This window comes from Sphingomonas sp. (assembly GCF_019635455.1).
Lineage (GTDB): Bacteria > Pseudomonadota > Alphaproteobacteria > Sphingomonadales > Sphingomonadaceae > Sphingomonas.
In genome coordinates, this window is record NZ_JAHBZJ010000004.1 from 192,242 (window position 1) to 213,644 (window position 21,403).

General features: G+C 68.0%; 21 protein-coding genes. 20 read left to right on the forward strand and 1 reads right to left on the reverse strand.

Going from position 1 to position 21,403, the window contains the following annotated elements; genetic code table 11:
• Nucleotides 1-14: 14 nt before the first annotated feature.
• Nucleotides 15-527: a DNA-deoxyinosine glycosylase gene (locus tag KF783_RS07405; protein ID WP_294077842.1), complete on the reverse strand. Its 513-nt coding sequence runs from the start codon at nucleotides 525-527 to the stop codon at nucleotides 15-17.
• Between the two features lie 25 nt (nucleotides 528-552).
• Here KF783_RS07405 and KF783_RS07410 point away from each other — a divergent pair, with 25 nt between their 5' ends.
• The 20 genes from KF783_RS07410 to ftsZ all read left to right on the forward strand — a co-directional run bounded on the left by KF783_RS07410 (nucleotide 553) and on the right by ftsZ (nucleotide 21,333).
• A complete protein-coding gene (locus KF783_RS07410) occupies nucleotides 553-882 on the forward strand; it encodes a DUF962 domain-containing protein (protein WP_294077843.1) in 330 nt (109 codons plus the stop codon).
• A 46-nt stretch (nucleotides 883-928) separates the two neighbouring features.
• The gene (locus tag KF783_RS07415; RefSeq protein ID WP_294077845.1) at nucleotides 929-1,921 is read left to right on the forward strand and encodes a cysteine synthase A; all 993 of its coding nucleotides are present in this window, start codon (nucleotides 929-931) and stop codon (nucleotides 1,919-1,921) included.
• An 87-nt stretch (nucleotides 1,922-2,008) separates the two neighbouring features.
• Nucleotides 2,009-2,281 carry a hypothetical protein gene (locus KF783_RS07420; protein ID WP_294077847.1) on the forward strand — a complete coding sequence of 91 codons (273 nt, stop codon included), beginning with the start codon at nucleotides 2,009-2,011 and terminating at the stop codon, nucleotides 2,279-2,281.
• A gap of 411 nt (nucleotides 2,282-2,692) precedes the next feature.
• Nucleotides 2,693-3,178: a division/cell wall cluster transcriptional repressor MraZ gene (locus tag KF783_RS07425; RefSeq protein WP_294077848.1), complete on the forward strand. Its 486-nt coding sequence runs from the start codon at nucleotides 2,693-2,695 to the stop codon at nucleotides 3,176-3,178.
• Nucleotides 3,175-4,119 carry a 16S rRNA (cytosine(1402)-N(4))-methyltransferase RsmH gene (gene rsmH, locus KF783_RS07430; protein WP_294077849.1) on the forward strand — a complete coding sequence of 315 codons (945 nt, stop codon included), beginning with the start codon at nucleotides 3,175-3,177 and terminating at the stop codon, nucleotides 4,117-4,119. Before KF783_RS07425 ends, rsmH begins: the two co-directional genes overlap by 4 nt.
• Before the next feature lie 13 nt (nucleotides 4,120-4,132).
• Nucleotides 4,133-4,738, forward strand: coding sequence for a hypothetical protein (locus KF783_RS07435; protein WP_294077850.1), 606 nt, complete (start codon nucleotides 4,133-4,135; stop codon nucleotides 4,736-4,738).
• Nucleotides 4,735-6,480, forward strand: coding sequence for a penicillin-binding protein 2 (locus KF783_RS07440; protein ID WP_294077852.1), 1,746 nt, complete (start codon nucleotides 4,735-4,737; stop codon nucleotides 6,478-6,480). Before KF783_RS07435 ends, KF783_RS07440 begins: the two co-directional genes overlap by 4 nt.
• Nucleotides 6,477-7,892 carry a UDP-N-acetylmuramoyl-L-alanyl-D-glutamate--2,6-diaminopimelate ligase gene (locus KF783_RS07445; RefSeq protein ID WP_294077854.1) on the forward strand — a complete coding sequence of 472 codons (1,416 nt, stop codon included), beginning with the start codon at nucleotides 6,477-6,479 and terminating at the stop codon, nucleotides 7,890-7,892. The genes KF783_RS07440 and KF783_RS07445 overlap by 4 nt, the downstream gene beginning before the upstream one ends.
• Nucleotides 7,889-9,268 carry a UDP-N-acetylmuramoyl-tripeptide--D-alanyl-D-alanine ligase gene (gene murF / locus KF783_RS07450; RefSeq protein WP_294077856.1) on the forward strand — a complete coding sequence of 460 codons (1,380 nt, stop codon included), beginning with the start codon at nucleotides 7,889-7,891 and terminating at the stop codon, nucleotides 9,266-9,268. Before KF783_RS07445 ends, murF begins: the two co-directional genes overlap by 4 nt.
• Nucleotides 9,268-10,338: a phospho-N-acetylmuramoyl-pentapeptide-transferase gene (gene mraY / locus KF783_RS07455; RefSeq protein WP_294077858.1), complete on the forward strand. Its 1,071-nt coding sequence runs from the start codon at nucleotides 9,268-9,270 to the stop codon at nucleotides 10,336-10,338. The genes murF and mraY overlap by 1 nt, the downstream gene beginning before the upstream one ends.
• Nucleotides 10,335-11,663 (forward strand): UDP-N-acetylmuramoyl-L-alanine--D-glutamate ligase, encoded by a 1,329-nt coding sequence (gene murD / locus KF783_RS07460; protein WP_294077859.1) that lies wholly within the window; start codon nucleotides 10,335-10,337, stop codon nucleotides 11,661-11,663. Before mraY ends, murD begins: the two co-directional genes overlap by 4 nt.
• On the forward strand, nucleotides 11,660-12,889 hold the full coding sequence (locus KF783_RS07465) for a putative peptidoglycan glycosyltransferase FtsW (protein ID WP_294077861.1): 1,230 nt from the start codon (nucleotides 11,660-11,662) through the stop codon (nucleotides 12,887-12,889). The genes murD and KF783_RS07465 overlap by 4 nt, the downstream gene beginning before the upstream one ends.
• A complete protein-coding gene (murG, locus tag KF783_RS07470; RefSeq protein ID WP_294077863.1) occupies nucleotides 12,889-14,064 on the forward strand; it encodes an undecaprenyldiphospho-muramoylpentapeptide beta-N-acetylglucosaminyltransferase in 1,176 nt (391 codons plus the stop codon). Before KF783_RS07465 ends, murG begins: the two co-directional genes overlap by 1 nt.
• Nucleotides 14,061-15,488: a UDP-N-acetylmuramate--L-alanine ligase gene (gene murC / locus KF783_RS07475; RefSeq protein WP_294077864.1), complete on the forward strand. Its 1,428-nt coding sequence runs from the start codon at nucleotides 14,061-14,063 to the stop codon at nucleotides 15,486-15,488. Before murG ends, murC begins: the two co-directional genes overlap by 4 nt.
• Nucleotides 15,485-15,679 (forward strand): hypothetical protein, encoded by a 195-nt coding sequence (locus KF783_RS07480; RefSeq protein ID WP_294077866.1) that lies wholly within the window; start codon nucleotides 15,485-15,487, stop codon nucleotides 15,677-15,679. Before murC ends, KF783_RS07480 begins: the two co-directional genes overlap by 4 nt.
• The gene (gene murB / locus KF783_RS07485; RefSeq protein ID WP_294077868.1) at nucleotides 15,664-16,608 is read left to right on the forward strand and encodes a UDP-N-acetylmuramate dehydrogenase; all 945 of its coding nucleotides are present in this window, start codon (nucleotides 15,664-15,666) and stop codon (nucleotides 16,606-16,608) included. Before KF783_RS07480 ends, murB begins: the two co-directional genes overlap by 16 nt.
• A complete protein-coding gene (locus KF783_RS07490) occupies nucleotides 16,605-17,549 on the forward strand; it encodes a D-alanine--D-alanine ligase (protein WP_294077869.1) in 945 nt (314 codons plus the stop codon). The genes murB and KF783_RS07490 overlap by 4 nt, the downstream gene beginning before the upstream one ends.
• Complete coding sequence (locus KF783_RS07495) at nucleotides 17,546-18,448, forward strand: cell division protein FtsQ/DivIB (RefSeq protein ID WP_294077872.1); 903 nt, start codon at nucleotides 17,546-17,548, stop codon at nucleotides 18,446-18,448. The genes KF783_RS07490 and KF783_RS07495 overlap by 4 nt, the downstream gene beginning before the upstream one ends.
• 9 nt (nucleotides 18,449-18,457) lie before the next feature.
• Complete coding sequence (gene ftsA / locus KF783_RS07500) at nucleotides 18,458-19,717, forward strand: cell division protein FtsA (protein WP_294077873.1); 1,260 nt, start codon at nucleotides 18,458-18,460, stop codon at nucleotides 19,715-19,717.
• A 116-nt stretch (nucleotides 19,718-19,833) separates the two neighbouring features.
• Nucleotides 19,834-21,333 (forward strand): cell division protein FtsZ, encoded by a 1,500-nt coding sequence (gene ftsZ, locus KF783_RS07505; RefSeq protein WP_294077875.1) that lies wholly within the window; start codon nucleotides 19,834-19,836, stop codon nucleotides 21,331-21,333.
• The last annotated feature ends 70 nt before the right edge of the window (nucleotides 21,334-21,403 follow it).

Here is a 21,403-nt window from a genome sequence, read left to right on the forward strand (position 1 = left end):
CGCGTGGCGCAACGTCAGCCCTGCAAAAAGGTGCGCACTTCCATCCATGCCGGCAGTTTCGCCGCCAGCCCGACGGTGTGCAGCGGGCTGGAGGACGGGAGGGACAGGATCGCCCATCGGTTGGTCGCCGCACCCAGCTGGCGAAGGCCATGCTTCGCCGCCATGGCCCCGTTAAAGGCGATCGCGCGCAGGTCGGGCAGCGTGGCGGCCAGCGTGGCGACATCATTGGGTTCGATCGCCGCGATCGCGGCATCGGTGCTCCCCCGCCGCAGGGCGCTCGCCACCACGTCCCACAGGCCGCATCGCGCGTCGCGCAGGGCGGCGAGCCGGGCGTCATAGGGGAGTGCCGGCAGCTCCTCCCGCGCGAGGACATGTGCCATCAGCCGCCAGAACTGGTTCTGCGGGTGCGCGTAATAGGCGCGTTCGGCCAGGCTGCGCTCGCCGGGCAGGCTGCCGCAGATCAGCACCCGGGTGCGCGCATCGGTGACCGGCGCGAAGCTCGATTTGCGGGGCGGGATTGATTGCATCGCGCACGCGTTCTAGCATCGCCGCATGGCGCGCGCGATCACCCGCTATGGCGATTTCTGGCCCTATTATCTGCGTGAGCATGCGCGGGCGCAGACGCGGGCGATGCATTATGCCGGCACGCTGCTGACGTTCGTGGCGCTGGCGGCGGGCATCTGGCTCAACAGCTGGTGGTTCCTGGCGATCCCGCTCGCCGGTTACGGCTTTGCCTGGGCGGCGCATTTCGGGGTGGAGAAGAACCGGCCCGCGACCTTCACCTATCCGCTCTGGTCGCTGGTCAGCGACTATCGCATGTTCTTCCTGTGGCTGACGGGGCGGCTGGGGCCACACCTCAAGCAGGCGGGGGTCGCGGCATAGTTTCGCTTGCTTGCGGGGCGATGGGGGGCATGCCTATGTTCCCGCCATGCAGGTCGCAAACGATACTATCGCACTGATCGGAAACACGCCGCTGGTCCGGCTCAAGGGGCCGAGCGAGGCCGCTGGCTGCGACATTTTCGGCAAGTGCGAATTCGCCAATCCGGGGGCCAGCGTGAAGGATCGCGCGGCGCTGTTCATCGTCGAGGATGCCGAGGCGCGCGGCGCGATCCAGCCCGGCGGCACGATCGTCGAGGGGACGGCGGGCAATACCGGCATCGGGCTGGCGCTGGTCGCCAATGCCAAGGGCTATCGCACGATCATCGTGATGCCCGAAACGCAGAGCCGGGAAAAGATGGACACGCTGCGCGCGCTGGGCGCTGAACTGGTGCTGGTCCCCGCCGCCCCCTATTCGAATCCCGGTCATTTCGTACACACCAGCCGCCGCATCGCCGAAGAGACGCCGAACGCGATCTGGGCCAACCAGTTTGACAATATCGCCAATCGCCGCGCGCATATCGCCGGCACCGCCGAGGAAATCTGGACGCAGATGGAGGGGCGGATCGACGGCTTCACCTGCGCGGTCGGCACCGGCGGCACGCTTGCCGGCGTGGCGCTGGGCCTGAAGGAGCATGACGAGCGGGTGCGCATCGCGCTCAGCGATCCGCATGGCGCGGCGCTGTACGAATATTATGCGCATGGCGAGTTGAAGGCGGAGGGCAGTTCGGTCGCGGAAGGGATCGGGCAGGGGCGTATCACCGCCAATCTGGAAGGCGCGCCGATCGACACCCAGTTCCGGATCTCGGACGAAGAGGGGCTGGAATGGGTGCGGCGCCTGCTTGCCGAGGAAGGGCTTTGCCTGGGCCTGTCGTCGGGCATCAACGTCGCCGGGGCGGTGCGGCTTGGCCGTGAACTGGGGCCGGGCGCGCGGGTCGCGACGATCCTGTGCGATACCGGCTTCCGCTATCTCTCGACCCTCTACAATCGCGAGTGGCTGCGCGCGAAGGGGTTGCCGGTCCCCGCCTGGCTCGATCACGACTGAGGCGCGTCACAGGGTGACAATCGGCTGTTAAGGCGTTACATTTATGCCACAGCCATGAAATCGCTTCCAACGGATCCTCAGCAGAGCATGCAGCGCGTCCGGGTCGGCCTGACCGGACTGGCCAGCGTCCTGCTGCTGATCGGGCTGGCCAGCGCGATTTTCACCTCCGCCGACAAGGAGGCTCCGGTGGTGGCGGAAGGGGCGCCAAAGCCCGATGTGGTCGCGAACATGACCGATGGCGCGGTGACCAACAGCGCCGTGGTGGAAAAGGACGAGCCGATCGCCGAACTGGGCATCGCGCCGCGCACCGCCGAAACCCCCGCCGCAGTCGCGACCCCCGCTTCACCCCCCACCCAATGAGCGCCAGCGGCGCCAGCCCGGACTTCGGGACCGCTCCGGCGGCACGTCGCGTGCGCTTCGCTCCTGAAACCGGGCGCGCGCGGGAATCGGCCCCACTTTGCCCGTCGCCGCCCACAGTGCGCGTGCGAGGTCGCGCCATCCCGTCCCCCGCGCCGAAAACAATACGAGAACATCTCAAGATCGTAGTTAATACGTCACCCGGCTAAGGCAATTTTTGGGGCAAATTCCCGTAAAATCCCGAGTTGAGGCATTGAAAACCGGGGGCGCTTAAGTTACGCCCTTGGTTAACAGGGCAACCTTATCGTCATCCGAAGGGGATCCGGCGCGCGTGGGGCAAGCACGCTTCCGGAGACGGAGGAGGTTTGTCCGCCGCAAATGAGGGCGGGCGTGGGTCGAAGCGGGTATCGAGGCGTGGGGCTGCAGTTGGTGGACGACAAGGGTCGTGTCGCCATCCCCGCCGGCCTGCGCGCGACGCTCGAAAAGAACAGCGGACAAGCCGAAGGTTCGAAGGACGCGCGCGTCGCGATCCTGACGACGCATGAGAGCGATCCCTGCCTGATCGCCTATGACGAACCCTATTTCGACCTGCTGATGGACCGGCTCGATGCCCGCGAGCTGGAATTTGCCGGTGAGCGGGGCCGTAGCGACTCCAACATCTGGCGCGAAGGTGTCGGATCGAGCGAGAACATCGCCTTTGATCCGTCCGGCCGCTTCGTCGTTCCCGGCATGCATGCGGATCACGCCAACATCGGCAAGCCGGGCTACGCCTTTTTCTACGGCGTCGGCAAGGTGATCGAAATCTGGGATCCGCGCACCCTGCTCGCGCATCCGACCGCCCCGGAAAGCATGAAGACCGCCTGTCGTTATCACCTTGCCGACAAGAAGGTGACGCTGTGACCGCCGCCCCGGCCCTGCGCCCCCATGTCCCGGTCTTGCTGGACGAGGTGATCGATGCCCTGTCGATCGCGCCCGGCGAGCGCCATGTCGATGCGACGTTCGGCGCGGGCGGCTATACCGACGCGATCCTCGACCGGGGGGCGCAGGTGGTCGCGTTCGACCGGGACCCGCGCGCGATCGCCGATGGGCAGCCGCGCGTCGCCGCGCATGGCGGGCGGTTGATCCTGATCGAGGCGCCGTTTTCGACCCTGGATCGCGAACTCGACGCGCGCGACCTTGCCCCGGTCGATGGCGTGACGCTGGATATCGGTGTCTCTTCGATGCAGCTCGACCAGGCGGAGCGCGGGTTCAGCTTTCAGGCCGACGGGCCGCTCGACATGCGGATGGCGGGCGAGGGGGTGAGCGCGGCCGATTTCGTCAACGACGCGGACGAGGCCGAGATCGCCGATATCCTCTTTCACTATGGCGAGGAACCGCGCGCACGACGGGTGGCGCGGGCGATCGTCGCCGCACGGCCGCTGACCCGCACCGCGGAACTGGCGGCGGTGGTGCGTCGGGCGCTGGGGTACAAGCCGCACGACAAGAAGGACCCGGCGACCCGCACCTTTCAGGCGATCCGCATCCATGTGAACCGCGAACTGGACGAACTGGCCGAGGGGCTGGCGGCTGCGGAGCGGGTGCTGAAGCCCGGCGGGCGGCTGGCGGTCGTCACCTTTCACAGCCTTGAGGACCGGATGGTCAAGAAATTCATGCGCGAGCGCAGCGGGAGCGAACCCGCCGGATCGCGCCACCGTCCGGCGGTCGCCGCCGCGCGCGCGCCCAGTTTCGAGGCGCCGGCCAAGCCGGTGCGCCCGGGCGAGCGCGAACTTTCGGTCAACCCGCGCGCGCGCTCCGCGACGCTGCGCGTGGCCCGGCGCACCGCCGCGCCGGCATGGAATTGAGGAGGGGAAGGCAGTGGTAAAGGCGCTCAGCGGGTTCGGGTGGTTCCTGACCGGGGTGGTGGTGGCTCCGGGCTGCTACATGGTGTCGTCTCAGGTCGCGTCCGAGCGGACGCGGGTGGAAGGCGTCGAGCGCGCGATCGCCAAGGCGCACAAGGACATTCGCGACCTGGAAACCGAATTCGATACGCGCGCCAATCTCGCCCAGCTCGAACGCTGGAATGGGGAGGTGATGCGGTTCGCCGCGCCGACGCCGCAGCAATTCCTGGCGAGCGATACGCAGCTCGCCTCGCTGCGCCCACTGGAAGGTGACGGGCTGGCGCAACGCTATGCCGCGATGGTGGTCCCGCAGGGTGTGGCGGGCGTCGCCGGGAGTGCGGCGAAAGCGGTCGATGCGGCGGCCGGTAGTGCGGCCGAGGCGGTGGCGAAGGCCGCGCCGGCGCCAAAGCCGGATCCCGCCGCTGCCACCCGCTCCGCCGCGACGGCGGTGGCCCAGGCCAAACCGGTCGCGGAGGCGGCGAAGAGCGAGCGTGTGGCGATGCTCGACCGCAAGCTGCTCGACGATTCGAGCTTCGGCGATCTGATGAAGGGCGTGAAGGCGGAGGCGTCGCGGCTGCGGTGACGGTGCTGCTCGCCCCCGCGCTGCGGCACCGCAGTGGCCACGGTCCCCGCCAGGGCGGGATCGCGGTCACGCATCTGCGGCTGATGGTGCTCACGCTGCTGTTCGCGGCGGCGATCTGCGTCATCATCGGGCGTCTGGCGCTGCTCGCACTGATCGCCGAGCCGGCGGGGGCGGCCAGTGTCAATGCGATGCTGGTGCCGATGCGCGGCGATCTGGTCGATCGCAACGGCGCCCCGCTGGCGCGCACGATCGATGCGTGGTCGATCGGCGTGCGGCCGGGCAAGGTGATCGGCAACAAGGATGAGCTGGCGCGGATGCTGGCGGCGACCCTGCCCGGCAAGAGTGCGTCCGATTATGCCCGCATCCTGTCGAGCGATGCGCGCTTCACCTACCTAAAGCGCCGCGCGGTCCCCGAACTGGTGGCGGCGGTCCACGAACTGGGTGAGCCGGGCATAGAATTCGCGCGCGAGCCGCAGCGCCTGTATCCCCAGGCCACGCTGGCCGCGCATGCGCTGGGCTTCGTCGATTTCGACGGTCACGGCGTGAGCGGCATGGAGCGTGCGCTGGATCCCGCGCTGAGCGATCCCACGCGGCGCGGCAAGCCGGTGGCGCTGTCGATCGATCTGCGTGCGCAGGCGGCGATGGAGAGCGAGCTGGGCGCGGCGATGACCTCGCTTCAGGCGCGCGGGGCCGCCGGCATCATCATGGACGTCGCGACGGGTGAGGTGATCGCCATGGCCTCGCTCCCGACGTTCAACCCCAACAATGTGAAGGGCGCCAATCCCGAGCATTTCCGCAACAACGTGACCCAGAGCGTCTATGAACTGGGTTCGACGTTCAAGCCGATCACCATGGCGCTGGCGATCGAAAGCGGCGTCGTCCCGTCGATGGCGAAACGCTATGACGCGACCGAGCCGCTACAGGTCGGCGGGTTCAAGATTCGCGACGATCACGCCCAGCGGCGCTGGCTCAACGTGCCGGAAACACTGATCCATTCCTCGAACATCGCGACGGCGCGCATCGCCGACGAACTGGGCAAGGACCGGATGCAGGGCATGTTCCGCCGGATGGGGTTCGATGCCAAGCCGCGGATCGAACTGGGCGGGACCGCGGGGCCGCTCTGGCCGAAATACTGGGCGCGCACGACGGTGATGACCACCGGCTATGGTCATGGGATCGCGGTCACGCCGCTGCATCTCGCCACCGCCTATGCCGCGCTGGTCAATGGCGGAATCTGGCATCCGGCGACGCTGCGCAAGCTCGCGCCCGGCCAGGTGCCTGAGGGGCATCGCGTGATTTCAGAGCCGACCAGCGCGCGGATGCGCCAGCTGCTGCGACTGATCGTGACGCATGGCACGGGGACGAAGGCGAACGCGCCGGGCTATCGCGTGGGTGGCAAGACCGGCACCGCCGAGGTGCCGGGGCGGGGCGGTTATCAACGCAATAAGAACGTATCGACCTTCGCAGCGGCTTTCCCGATGGACGCACCGCGCTATGTGGTGCTGGTCATGCTCGATTCCCCGATCGGAAATGCCCAGACCTTCGGTCTCACGACCGCCGGCTGGACCGCCGCCCCCGTGGTCAACCGCGTCATCATGCGCACCGGCGCGATGCTGGGCGTGATGCCGGACGAAACCCGCGACGTCGATGTGTCCGACCTGATCCCGCTGCTGTGGGACCCCGACAAGAAGGCCGCCGCAACCACCAACACCCCCGTGGTCGCGCCGGGAGCCGGCGAGTGAGGCTGGCCGAGCTGACCGGCGGGGCAGAGGACAGCATCGTCACCGGCTTCGCGATCGACCACCGCAAGGTCGCGCCCGGCACCGTGTTCGGCGCGTTTCGCGGCGCCCGCTTCAACGGCGAGGATTTCATTGCGGAGGCGGTGGCGCGCGGCGCGATCGCGGTGGTCGCGCGGCCCGAGGTGCAGGTCGAGGGCGCGGCGCATATCGCGACCGATCATCCGCGCACCCAGTTCGCCCGGATCGCCGCGCGGTTCTTCGCACCCTTTCCCGACATTTCGGTCGCGGTCACCGGCACCAACGGCAAGACATCGACCGTGGAGATGGTGCGTCAGCTGTGGCGGATGGCCGGCCATAACGCCGCATCGATCGGGACGCTGGGCGTCACCACGGCGGGTGAGATGGTATCGACCGGCCTGACCACGCCCGATGTCGTCACCTTCCTGTCCAATGTCGCGGGTCTTGCCCGTGAAGGCGTCACCCACCTCGCCTTCGAAGCGTCGAGCCATGGCCTGTCGCAATATCGGACCGAGGGGCTGCCGGTGGCGGCGGCGGCGTTCACCAATCTCTCACGCGACCATCTCGACTATCACAGCGACATGGCCGAATATTTCGCCGCCAAGCAGCGGCTGTTCGCCGATGTGCTCGATCCCGACGGAACGGCGGTGGTGTGGGCCGACGATCCGCATTCCGAACGCGTGATCGATATCGCGCGCACGCGTGGCAACCGGATCCTGACCGTCGGCACCCATGGCCAGTCGCTGCGGCTGGTTTCGCGGGCGCCGACCCTGCTCGACCAGAAGCTGGTGATCGAGGCCGATGGCCGCGAACATCGCGTCGGCCTGCCCCTGATCGGCGGCTATCAGGCGGCGAATGCGCTGGTCGCGGCGGGTCTGGTGATCGCGACCGGTGGCGATGTCGCCGAAACGCTCGCCAACCTCGCCCGTCTTCAGCCGGTACGCGGGCGGCTGGAACGGGCGGTGATCGCCAGGAGCGGTGCGCCGGTCTATGTCGATTATGCGCACACGCCCGATGCGATCGAGGCGGCGATCGCCGCGCTCAAGCCGCACGCCGCGGGGCGGCTGATCCTGGTGTTCGGCGCCGGCGGCGATCGCGACGCGGGGAAGCGCGAGCCGATGGGACAGGCCGCCTGTGCCGGCGCCGATCTGGTGATCGTGACCGACGACAATCCGCGGGGGGAGGATGCGGCATCGATCCGCGCCGCGGTGATGAAGGGGTGTCCGGCCGCGACGGAGATCGGCGACCGGGGACAGGCGATCGCCGCCGCCATCGCCGCCGCGGGACCGGAGGACATCGTCCTGATCGCGGGCAAGGGGCATGAACAGGGCCAGATCGTCAACGACATGATCCTGCCCTTTGACGATGTAAGCGTCGCGCGGGAGGCGGCGGCATGACCGCGCCGCTATGGACATCCGCCGAGATCGCCGCCGCCACCGGCGGCACCGCCTCGGCCAGGTTCGAGGTCGAGGGGGTCGCGTTCGACAGCCGCGAGGTCGGGCCGGGTGCGCTTTTCCTCGCGCTGACCGGTGAGACGACCGACGGCCACAAATTCCTCGACCAGGCATTTGCGAGCGGTGCGAGCGGCGCGATCGTGTCGCGGGAAACCGGCCATCCCCACATCCTGGTCGGCGACACGATGGTCGCGCTCGAAAACCTGGCCCGGGCGAGCCGCAAGCGGATGGAGGGCGTCGTGATCGGCGTCACCGGATCGGCGGGCAAGACCGGGACGAAGGAGGCGCTGTTCGAATGCCTCGACCGGATCGATCCCGGCGCGGCGCATCGATCGGTCAAGAGCTACAACAACCATACCGGCGTTCCGCTGAGCCTGTCGCGGATGCCGCGCGAAACGCGTTTCGGCGTTTTCGAGATGGGGATGAACCATGCCGGCGAACTGCTGGCGCTGACCCATATGGTGCGCCCCCATATCGCCATCGTCACGACGATCGCCCCGGCGCATACCGAGTTCTTTGCCAGCGTCGAGGCGATCGCCGACGCCAAGGGCGAGATTTTTCAGGGACTGGAGCCGGGTGGCACGGCGATCGTGCCGTTCGACAGCCTCCACCGCGACCGGCTGATCGCGGCGGCGACGCCGCATGCGGGGCGCATCGTGACCTTTGGTCTGGGCGAGGGCGCCGATGTGCGCGCGATCGAAATCCTGCCGAACCAGCCGGGTGGCACCTTCGTCACCGCGCGGATCGGCGCGGACCGCACGCTCAGCTTCACCCTGTCGCAACCGGGTGATCACTGGGTCGCCAACGCGATGGCGGTGCTGGCGGCGGTCGATGCGGCGGGCGGCGATCTGGAACAGGCGGGCCTGGCGCTGGCAGAGATGGGCGGTCTTGCCGGACGCGGCGCGCGGTTCGCGGTGCCGGTCGCGGACGGGCAGGCGCTGGTGATCGACGAAAGCTACAATGCGAATCCCGCGTCGATGCGCGCAACGCTGGCGGTGCTGGCGGCGACGCCGGCGCAGCGGCGCATCGCGGTGCTGGGCGAGATGCGCGAACTTGGCGAGGAGTCCGCCGCCTATCACGCCGCGCTTGCCGATCCGGTCGCGACCGCAGGCGTCGAGGCGTTGCTTCTTGTCGGCGAAGGGATGGCGCCGCTGGCGCATGCGCTTGAGGGGCGGATCGAATTGGTCCATGTGGCCGATGCCGCCGCCGCACGCGATCGCGTCGAAACGATGCTTCGGGCGGGTGACGCGCTGCTCATCAAGGGGTCGAACGGGGTCGGGTTGTCGCGCGTCGTCGCGGCGCTACAGGGAAGGGGCTGATGCTTTACGAATTGGCCGAATGGCTGGGCTTTCCGGGGCTGCTCAACCTGGTGCGCTATCTGTCGTTCCGCACCGGGGCGGCGGTCGCCACCGCGCTGCTGATCGGCCTCATCATCGGTCCGCGTTTCATTGGCTGGCTGCGGGTGCGGCAGGGCAAGGGTCAGCCGATCCGCGCCGACGGGCCGCAGAGCCACCTCGCCAAACGCGGCACGCCGACCATGGGCGGGCTGATGATCCTCACTAGCCTGTCGCTGTCGATCCTGATCTGGATGGACCTTGCCAATCCCTATGTCTGGGCCTGCACCTTCGTCACGCTCGGTTTTGGCATGATCGGGTTCCTCGACGATTACGACAAGGTCCGCAAGGCGAGCACGGCCGGCGTCTCCGGGCGCGTGCGGCTGCTTGGCGAATTCGCGATCGCGGGGATCGCGGCGTGGATCATCACGCTTCAGAACGGCACCGTGCTCTACGTCCCGTTCTTCAGCCAGCTGAGTTTCGACCTTGGCCCCTTCTATATCGTCTTCGCGGCGTTCACGATCGTCGCATTCGGCAATGCGGTGAACCTGACCGACGGGCTGGACGGGCTGGCGACGATGCCGGTCATCATCGCCAGCATGGCGTTCATGCTGATCGTCTATATCGTCGGGAACAAGATCTACGCGACCTATCTTGGCATTCCGCATGTGCCGGGGGCGGGCGACCTCGCCATTTTCTGCGGCGCGATCATCGGCGCCGGCCTTGCCTTTCTGTGGTTCAACGCGCCGCCGGCGGCGGTGTTCATGGGCGATACCGGCAGCCTGGCGCTGGGCGGCGCGCTGGGCGCGATCGCGGTGACCGCGCATCACGAACTGGTGCTGGGCATCATTGGCGGGCTGTTCGTGGTCGAGGCGATGAGCGTCATCATCCAGGTCTTCGTCTATAAGCGCACCGGAAAGCGCGTGTTCAAGATGGCGCCGATCCACCATCATTTCGAACAGATGGGGTGGAGCGAGCCGACCGTCGTGATCCGCTTCTGGATCATCGCCTTCGTCCTCGCGCTTGCCGGCCTCGCGACGCTGAAGCTGCGGTGATCGTGTCGCGCGCCTGGCGCGGGAAACGCTTTGCGGTACTCGGGCTGGCGCGGTCTGGGGCGGCGAGCGTGCGCGCGCTGCTGGCCGGCGGGGCGGAGGTTGTCGCCTGGGACAGCGATGCTGAGCGGCGCGAGAGCATTGCCGGTGACATTCAGGAACTGTCGAGCCCACTCGACGCGACAACGCTGATCGTTGCGGATCCGGTCGAGACCAGTCTCACCGGGGTTGCGGGCGTCGTGGTGTCGCCCGGCGTCCCGCTCAATCGGCATCCGGTCGCGGCAAGGGCGCGCGAGGCGGGCGTGCCGGTCATCGGCGATATCGAGCTGTTCGCGCAGGCGCGGGGCGAACTGCCTCCGCACAAGGTGGTCGGGATCACCGGCACCAACGGCAAGTCGACCACCACCGCGCTGATCCACCATATCCTCGAAACGGCGGGTATCCCGGCGCGGCTGGGCGGCAATATCGGCCTGCCGATCCTGGGGCAGGAGCCGTTGCCCGCGGGCGGCGTCTATGTGCTCGAACTGTCGAGCTATCAGATCGACCTGACCCACAGCCTCGATTGCGACGTCGCGGTGCTGCTCAACATCACGCCGGACCATCTCGACCGTTATGACGGGTTCGAAGGCTATGCCGGGTCAAAGGCGCGGCTGTTCGCGATGCAGTCGGCGGGCCATGCGGCGATCATCGGCATCGGCGACGCGGCCGCGCAGGGCGTTGCGAAACAGGTGTCGCGTGCCGGTCGCGCAACCGATCTGGTCCGGATCGCGCCGGGCGCATGCATGGACCAGTCGCGCTGGCCCGCGCTTCAGGGGCCGCACAATGCGCAGAACGCGCTCGCCGCCATCGCCGCCTGTCAGGCGCTGGGCGTCGCGCAGGCGGCGATCGACCGGGCGCTGGAGAGCTTTCCCGGCCTGCCGCACCGGATGGAGCGGGTCGCGACGCGCGGCGGCGTGCTGTTCGTCAACGACAGCAAGGCGACCAACCCCGACAGCGCCGCGCCCGCGCTGGCCGCATTCGACCGCGTCCACTGGATTGTCGGCGGACAGGCCAAGACCGACGATCTGGAGGCGTGCCGACCGGGCTTTGGCCATGTCGTGCGCGCCTATGTGATCGGCGATGCGGCGCGGCGTTTTGCCGAGTTGCTGAAGGGTGAATTTCCGGTCGAAACGAGCGGCACGCTCGACGCCGCGGTGCGATCGGCGGCGGCGCAGGCGCTGCCGGGAGAGACGGTGCTGCTGTCGCCGGCCTGTGCCTCGTTCGACCAGTTCCGGGATTATGAGGATCGCGGCGCGCAGTTTCGCGCGGCGGTGGGAGCACTCCAATGACCGATATCTTGCGAAGCCGGGCGATCGCGAAGCGCGGATGGCGCGGCCGGGTGGAGGACAAGCTGAGCCGGGGCAGCAAGTCCAGCTTTGGCCTGTGGTTCTGGGAAATCGACCGGGTGCTGCTGCTGCTCGCATTCCTGCTGATCGGGATCGGGCTGGTCGCCGTCGCGGCGGCATCGCCGGCATCGGCGGAACGCTATTCGGACACGACCAAGCAGTTCGCGGCGATGCATTATTTCTGGCGACAGGCGCTGTGGATCGGCCTGTCGATCCCGGTGCTGCTGGTGGTGTCGATGCTGCCGATCAATTTCGCGCGGCGGATGGCGATCCTCGGCACGGCGATCTGCATCGTCCTGGTGGCGGTGGCGGGAATGTTCGGGGCAGAGATCAACGGCGCGCGCCGCTGGATCGGCGTCGGTGTCGCCTCGTTCCAGCCTTCGGAGTTCCTGAAGCCCTTTTTCATCGTCACCATCGCCTGGCTGTTGTCGATCAAGTCGAAGGAGCCGGACCTGCCGGTCATGCCGCTGACCGGCGTGCTCACCGCGATTGTCGCCGCGCTGCTGATGAAACAGCCCGATTTCGGGCAGACCATGGTGTTCGGCCTGGTGTGGATCGTGCTGCTGACCCTGGCCGGCATCTCGACGCGCACCATGGGGCTGCTCGGCGGCGCGACGCTGGGCGGGGTGGTCGCGGCCTATCTGTTCTACGATACGGCGCGGATCCGCATCGACAGCTTCCTGTTTCCCGATCCCGACAAGGCGGCGGCGGAGCATTATCAGACCGACATGGCGCATGCGGTCATCACTGCGGGCGGCGCGACCGGCACCGGCCCGGGCGGCGGCACGGTGAAGTTCAAGCTGCCCGAGGCGCATACCGACTATATCTTTTCGGTGGTGGGTGAGGAGTTCGGGCTGATCGCCTGCATGGGCATCGCCTTGCTCTATCTGGCGATCGTGGTGCGCGTGCTCATCAAGCTGCTGGACGAGGAGGACAGTTTCCGCCTGCTGGCGGCGGCGGGGCTTGCGGCCCAATTCGGGATTCAGGCGCTGATCAACATGGCGGTCAATACCGGCCTTGCTCCCTCCAAGGGCATGACCTTGCCGTTCATTTCCTATGGCGGCAGCTCGATGATCGCGCTGTCGATCGGCATGGGGCTTCTGCTCGCATTCACGCGCCGGAACCCGTATCTCAAGCGCTCGCCTTACACGGTTCGAGGGAGCAGTTGATGACGAGTGCGCGGCGTTACGTATTGGCGGCGGGGGGAACCGGCGGGCATATGGTGCCGGCCGCGGCGCTCGCGGCGGAGCTGATGCGGCGCGGGCATCAGGTCGCGTTGCTGTCGGATGAGCGCGGGGTGCGCTTTCCCGACCTGTTCGACGGGGTGGAAACGCGCGTCGTCCCCGCCTCGCGCCTGTCGGGCGGTCCGATCGGCTGGGCGAAGGCGGCGATGACGATGATGAAGGGCCGGCGTCAGGCGCTCCGCCTGTATCGTCAGTTCCGGCCGAGCGCGGTGATCGCCTTTGGCGGCTACGCGTCGCTTCCCGCGCTGATGGCGGCGTTCGCGGCAAAGGTTCCGACGATCGTGCATGAACAGAATGCCGTGCTTGGCCGCGTCAACCGGCTGGTCGCCGCGCGCGTCGATGGCATCGCGACAAGCTATGCGCATGTCGAGCGGCTCAAGGAAAAATACGCCGCCAAGACCTATCTGGTCGGCAATCCGGTGCGCGAGGCGGTGCTCGACCTGCGCCTCAAACCCTATCCGCCGCTGGACGAGGACGGGATTTTCCGCGTGCTCGTCACCGGCGGCAGCCAGGGCGCGTCGATCCTTAGCCAGGTGGTTCCCGACGGCCTTGCGCTGCTGCCCGTGCATTTCCGCCGCCGGCTTCAGGTGACCCATCAGGCACGCGTCGAGGATATCGATGAGGTGCGCCGCAAATATGCCGATCACGGCATTCCGGCGGAAATCGCGACCTATCTGCCCGACCTGCCCGAGCGCCTGGCCTGGGCGCATATCGTGATCGCCCGCGCCGGCGCGTCCACCATCGCTGAACTGACCGCGGCGGGCCGCCCCGCGATCCTGGTCCCGCTGCCCGGCGCGACCGACGATCACCAGACCGCCAATGCCCGCGAAATCAGCGAGGCGGGCGGCGGGCGCACCATCGCCCAGCGCGCCTTTACCGCGCAGGAACTGGCGAAGCAGATCCAGAAACTGGGCCTGGAGCCGCAGGCGCTGGCCAACGCCGCCGCGTGCGCGCGCAGCGTCGGCCGCCCGGATGCCGTGCGCGACCTGGCCGATCTGGTCGAATCGATCGACGCCGACTGGGCGTCGGCAGGACTGGGCGTGGCGGAACCGGTCCAGAGCGCGCCACAGGGCGCGGCATTTGCGAGGTCGCAGGCGTGAGGGGCGTCGGCAAGGATATCGGCACGATCCATTTCGTCGGCATCGGCGGCATCGGCATGTCGGGCATTGCCGAAGTGATGCACAATCTTGGCTACAAGGTGCAGGGCAGCGACAGCGCCGAGGGCTATGTGGTCGAGGGGCTGCGGCGGCGCGGCATCCGAATCGCGATCGGCCAGTCGGCCGACAATCTGGGCGATGCGGCGGTGGTCGTCACGTCGACCGCGATTCGGCGTGACAATCCCGAAGTGCAGGGCGCCTATGCCCGCCGCATCCCGGTGGTGCGCCGCGCGGAGATGCTGGCCGAACTGATGCGCCTCAAATCCACCGTCGCGGTCGCCGGCACGCATGGCAAGACGACGACGACCAGCATGATCGCCGCGCTGCTTGATGCCGGCGGTGTCGATCCGACGGTCATCAACGGCGGCATCATCAACCAATATGGCTCGAACGCGCGGCTGGGCGACAGCGAGTGGATGGTGGTCGAGGCGGACGAGAGCGACGGCAGCTTCCTGCGGCTCGACGGCACGATCGCGGTGGTGACCAACATCGATCCCGAACATCTCGACCATTATGGCTCGTTCGACCGGGCGAAGGACGCCTATGTCGAATTCGTCGAGAATGTCCCCTTTTACGGCGCGGCGCTCCTCTGCCTCGACCATCCGGAGGTTCAGGCGATCATCCCGCGCGTGCGCGATCGCCGCATCGTCACCTATGGCTTCGCCGCTTCGGCCGATGTGCGCGGCGTGAACGTCCAGCCCTATCCGGGCGGCAACCGGTTCGAGGCGATCATTCGCAGCCGCGACGGTGCGACCCGATCGATCGAGAATATCGAGCTGCCCATGCCCGGCCGGCACAATGTCCAGAACGCGCTCGCGGCGATCGGCGTGGCGCTGGAAATGGGGATCGAGGACGCGACGATCGCGAACGGCTTTGCCAAGTTCGGCGGGGTCAAGCGCCGCTTCACCAAGGTGGGGGAGATCGCGTTCGCCGACGCGCCGCCGGCGATCGTGATCGACGATTACGGCCACCATCCGGTGGAGATCCGCGCCGTGCTCGCCGCCGCCCGCGAAAGCGCGCAGGGCAGGGTGATCGCGGTCGTCCAGCCGCACCGCTATTCGCGGCTCGGCAATCTGATGGACGATTTCGCCCAGGCGTTCAACGATGCCGACATGGTGCTGGTGACCCCGGTCTATGCGGCCGGCGAGGCTCCGGTCGAGGGCGTGAGCGGCGCGGCGCTGGTCGAGCGGATCAACGAACGCGGGCATCGCTCCGCCGCGACGGTCGCCGACGCGGGCGAACTGGCGACGCGGATCGCGCAGGTCGTCCAGCCCGGCGATCTGGTCGTGTGTCTGGGCGCGGGCGACATCACCAAATGGGCCGCCGGCCTTGCCGATGCCGTCGATCGCGCACGGGCCGCGGCATGAGCGACTGGTTCACCCTCGCCACCGACATGCAGCGCGAGATCATCCGCGCACAAAAGGCGCAGATGGATGCGGCGCAGACGCTGCTCGACGCCGGCAAGCAGGTCGCCGCCGTGCAGGAGGCGGGGCAGAAGGCGGCGGAGGCGAACCTGTCCTATTGGAAGCAATGGGCGAAATTATGGGGGATGAGGTGAGCGCGACAACGCTCCCCCGGGTGCGTGGTCGCCTGACCCCGCACGCGCCGCTCGCGCCGCTTGTCTGGTTCAAGAGCGGCGGGGCCGCGCAATGGCTGTTCGAGCCGGCGGACGCAGATGACCTGAGCGATTTCCTGAACGATCTCGATCCGGAGGTTCCGGTGATGGCGCTGGGCCTCGGCTCCAATCTCATTGTCCGCGATGGGGGTGTGGCCGGCGTGGTGGTGCGGCTCGGCAAGCCGTTCGCGACGGTCGAGCGGATCGATGCGACGACGCTGAAATGCGGCGGCGGCGCGAGCGGCATCCTGGTTTCCTCGACCGCGCGCGATGCGGGCATCGGCGGCGTCGAGTTTCTGCGATCGATCCCCGGCACGGTCGGCGGGTTCGTGCGGATGAACGGCGGCGCCTATGGGCGTGAGACCCGCGACGTGCTGGTCGAATGCGACGTGGTCCTGCGCTCGGGCAAGCGGGCGACGCTGCCGGTGGGCGAGCTTGGCTATCGCTATCGCCACTCCGACCTGCCCGAAGGTGCGGTCGTCGTCAGCGCGACCTTTCACGGCGAACCCGGCGATCCGGCGGCGATCCAGGCCGAAATGGACCGCATCGCCACTGCGCGCGAGGCATCGCAGCCGCTGCGCAGCAAGACCGGCGGCTCGACCTTCAAGAACCCGGAAGGCGACAAGGCCTGGCGGCTGGTCGATGCGGCGGGCTGTCGCGGGTTGAAACGGGGCGGCGCGCAGGTGAGCGAGAAGCACACCAACTTCCTCATCAACACCGGCGATGCGACCAGCGCGGATATCGAGGGGCTGGGCGATGAGGTGCGCGCGCGGGTCAAGGCGGCCAGCGGCATCGATCTGGAGTGGGAAATTCAGCGTGTCGGCATATTCGCCGACGGCGCCAACGAAGGACATGTGGGGTTGGCCAAGTGAGTGACAATGTAAAGCCTCTCCACATCGTGGTCCTGATGGGCGGCTGGTCCGCCGAACGCCCCGTCTCGCTGATGTCGGGCGAGGGGATTGCCGATGCGCTGGAGTCGCTGGGCCATCGCGTGACGCGGATCGATATGGATCGCGATGTTGCGGCGAAGCTCGCGGCGGCGAAGCCCGATGTCGTGTTCAACGCGCTGCACGGCACGCCGGGGGAGGACGGGACGGTGCAGGGGATGCTCGACCTGATGGGCCTCACCTACACCCATTCGGGCATGGTCACATCGGTCATCGCGATCGACAAGCAGCTGACCAAGCAGGCGCTGGTGCCGCACGGCATTCCGATGCCGGGCGGGGAGATCGTATCGACCGCCGCGCTCTATCAGGCCGATCCGATGCCGCGCCCCTATGTGCTCAAGCCGGTCAATGAGGGCTCGTCGGTCGGCGTCGCGATCGTCACGGCCGAGGGAAATTATGGCAATCCGATCAGCCCGCAGGCCGCCGGGCCGTGGCAGAAGTTCGACGCGTTGCTGGCCGAACCGTTCATTCGCGGACGCGAGCTGACGACGGCGGTGCTGGGCGACCAGGCGCTGCTGGTGACCGAATTGCGGCCCAAGAGCGGCTTCTACGATTTCGACGCCAAATATACCGACGGCATGACCGACCATATCTGCCCGGCGGAAATCCCCGAGGAGATCGCGCAGGCGTGCAAGCGGATTGCGCTCGACGCCCACCGCCTGCTCGGCTGCCGGGGCGCGTCGCGCTCCGATTTCCGCTGGGACGATGAGCGTGGCCTTGACGGGCTGTTCCTGCTCGAGGTGAACACCCAGCCGGGCATGACCCCGCTCAGCCTCGTCCCTGAACAGGCCCGGGCGATGGGAATGAGCTATGCGCAACTGGTCCAGGCGATCGTCGATGAGGCGATGAAGGGCGCCCCCGCATGAGCCGCAAGCCCGCCCGCCGCCCGACCGTCAAGCCCCGTCGCCGCGCCCAGACGCGCAAGAAGAAGCAACCCGGCTTTCTCGACCGCACGATCGCGGCATTGCCGATCAGCCAGGCGGCGCTCCACCGGCTGACCGTATGGTCGATCACCGGCATCGCGATCGCCTCTGCGCTCACCGTCGCGACGATTTTCGGCGTGCCGGGCGTGATCGGCAGCGCGGTGGCGGAGGGGATCGGCCGCGCGGGCTTTCGCGTCGAACAGGTCGAGGTGACGGGGATCAAGCGCGCCGACAAGATGACCGTGTACAACTACACGCTCGATCAACAGTCGCGGGCGATGCCGCTGGTCGATCTGGAGGATGTCCGGGCGAAGCTGATGACGATCGGCTGGGTCGCCGATGCGCGCGTTTCGCGCCGCCTGCCCGACACGCTGGTCGTGCATATCGTCGAGCGGAAGGCGGCGGCGGTGTGGCAGCATCAGGGACAGCTGATGCTGATCGATGGCGAGGGCGTGCTGCTTGAGCCGGTGTCGGCCGATGCGATGCCCGATCTGCCGCTGGTGATCGGCGACGGTGCCTATGCGCAGCAGCCCGCCTATCAGCGCCTGCTCGACGCTGCACCCGCGCTCCGGCCGCTGGTCAAGGCGGCGACGTGGATCGGCAATCGCCGCTGGGACCTCTCGTTCAACACCGGCGAGCGGCTGGCGCTGCCCGAGGGCGAGACGGCGGCGGCAAAGGCGCTGACGAAATTCGCGGAGATGGACGGCGCCGACCGCCTGCTGGGGCGCGGCTATATCCGCTTCGACATGCGCGATCCGGCGCGGCTGGTCGTGCGGATGCCGGGCCAGGTCGTGCAGAAACCGATTGAAATTACGACGAAAACGGCGAGTGTCGAGGATTAGGGGGACGTTATGGCCAAGACCGCACCGGAAGGGTTGATCACCGCGCTCGATATCGGGTCGTCAAAGGTGTCGGCGCTGATCGCGCAAAAGGGCGATGGCGGCGAACTGGTGGTGCTCGGCACCGGCCAGCGCGAGAGCCGGGGCGTTCAGCGCGGCTATATCGCCGACATGGCCGCGACCGAGGTGGCGGTGCGCGAGGCGGTGGAGCAGGCGGAGCGCATCGCCGGCACCAATATCGAGAATGTGTGGGTCAGCTTTTCTGCCGGTGGGCTGGTGTCCGATATCGTCCGGCTCGAGGTCGATCTGGGCGGCCACCGCGTCGAACAGGCCGATATCGACGATCTGCTCCGTGCCGGGCGGGATTCGCTCAATCCGGGCGGGCGGATGGTGCTGCATGCCCAGCCGACCCGATATACGCTGGACGGCCTGGCCGGGGTGAAGCAGCCGCGTGGTCTGCATGCCGAGCGGCTGGGCGTCGATATCCACGTCGTCTCGACCGAAGGGGCGCCGGTGCGCAATCTCGATCTGTGCGTCCGCTCCGCGCATCTGGAGGTGAAGTCGATCATCGCCGCGCCGGTCGCCACCGGCCTTGCCTGTCTGAGCGAGGAGGAGCGCGAACTGGGCGTCGCGCTGGTCGAGATCGGCGCTGGCGTGACCAATGTCTCGGTGTTCAAGGACGGCGTCCTGACCGGCCTCGCCTCGATCCCCAGCGGATCGGCGGACATTACCGACGATATCGCCAGCGCCTTCGGCACCCGCCGCAACCAGGCGGAGCGGATGAAGTGCTTCTATGGCTCGGCCAACATGACGCCGCGCGACAATCACGACATGATCGATGTCGCCCCGGTCGCCAGCGACGAGGGTGCGGAGGGCGGGCGCATCACCCGCGCGCAGCTGATCGCGGTAATCCGCCAGCGGCTCGACCGGCTGATGGTCGAAATCGGGCGCGAGCTGGAAAAGCTGAATTTCGGCGATCCGGTCGGGCGACAGATCGTGCTGACCGGCGGCGGTGCCGAATTGAAGGGAATCGCCGATTATGCGCAGCAGGCGCTGGGGCGCCCGGTTCGGGTGGGGCGTCCGCGCGGGCTTTCCGCGCTGCCGGAGGCGCATGCCGGGCCGGCCTTCGCGACGCTGGCCGGCCTTGCCACCTTCGCGGCGGCCGATCCGGTGGACCTGCGCGCGCTCGAAACCCCGCATCAACTGGTCACACGTGCCAATCCAAAGGCGATGATCCAGCGGATGATGGCGGCCTTTCGCGCGAATTATTGAAGAAATATGACCGGACCGGGCGGATTGCGCTGGAACAGTCCCGGCGCATGGTGCAGAAACGCAACGTATACAGGCATCGGTCGTGGGGACCCGGCGCCTGAGGAGATTTGACTGACATGAGCATCGACTTTCTTCCGCCCGACCTGGACGAGCTGACGCCGCGCATCACCGTCATCGGCGTCGGCGGCGCGGGCGGCAACGCGATCGCCAACATGATCGCCGCCGAGGTGCAGGGCGTCGAATTCCTCGTCGCGAACACCGATGCGCAGGCGCTGAAACAGTCGACCGCGGGCCACCGGATCCAGCTGGGCGCGAAGATCACCCAGGGCCTGGGCGCGGGCAGCCGGCCGGAAATCGGCCGCGCCGCCGCGGAAGAGACGATCGAGATGGTGCAGGAAGCGCTCCAGGGGTCGCACATGTGCTTCATCGCCGCCGGCATGGGCGGCGGCACCGGCACCGGCGCCGCGCCGGTGATCGCGAAGGTCGCGCGCGACATGGGTATCCTGACCGTCGGCGTGGTCACCAAGCCGTTCGCGTTCGAGGGCAAGAAGCGCGCCCAGTCGGCCGAGGCCGGCATCGACGAGCTTCAGAAATTCGTCGATACGCTGATCGTCATCCCCAACCAGAACCTCTTCCTGGTCGCCAACGCCAACACGACCTTCAAGGAAGCGTTCCAGATGGCGGACGAGGTGCTGCAACAGGGCGTGCGCGGCATCACCGACCTGATGGTCATGCCCGGCCTCATCAACCTCGATTTCGCCGACGTCCGTTCGGTGATGAGCGAGATGGGCAAGGCGATGATGGGTACCGGCGAAGCGTCGGGCGACAGCCGCGCGATCGACGCGGCGCAGCAGGCGATCGCCAACCCGCTGCTCGACGGCGTCTCGCTCGACGGTGCGAAGGGCGTCATCGTCTCAATCACCGGCGGCGAGGACATGCGCCTGCTCGAAGTGGACGAGGCCGCGAACCATATTCGCGAACTGGTCGATGACAATGCGAACATCATCTGGGGTTCGGCGTTCAATCCGGAGCTGGAGGGCAAGATCCGGGTGTCCGTCGTCGCGACCGGGATCGAGGCGGATGCGGAGGCGAAGCCCGCCGCGCCGGCCGCGCCGGAAGCCACCCGCAGCTTCACCTTCGGTACGGTCCGCCGCCCGTCGGCGCCCGCCGCCGAAGCGCCGGCACCGGTCGAAACGCCTGCCGCGGCGCCTGTGGAACAGGCTGCGGAGGCGGAGTCCGCCGCACCGGCGATGCCGTCCGAATACACGCCGCCGGCCGCCGCGAGCGACGATGACGAGCTGACGCTCGAGGCACCGACCCCGGTGGAGACGCCGGCCGCCGCGAGCGACGACGAACTGGTGCTCGGCTCCGACGCGATGATGCCGGGCGACGAAGCGCCCGCGGAAGAGGCGCCGGCCGCCGAACCCTCGATCCGCCGCCGCTGGCTGACCGGCGGTGACGACGAACCGGCGGCGCCGGCCGCCGAAGCGCCCAAGCCGCGTTCGGGCGGCACGCTGTTCGAACGGATGGCGGCCGCGCGCAACGCGTCGAAGGATGATGACGACAAGGAGTCGCCGGATATCCCGCGCTTCCTTAACCGTCAGAACAATCAGTAATCGCTACCCCCCGCATCCTTGCATGCGGGGAGGCGTGCGGGCCGATCGCCCTGTCGCCCCTCTGGCTCGC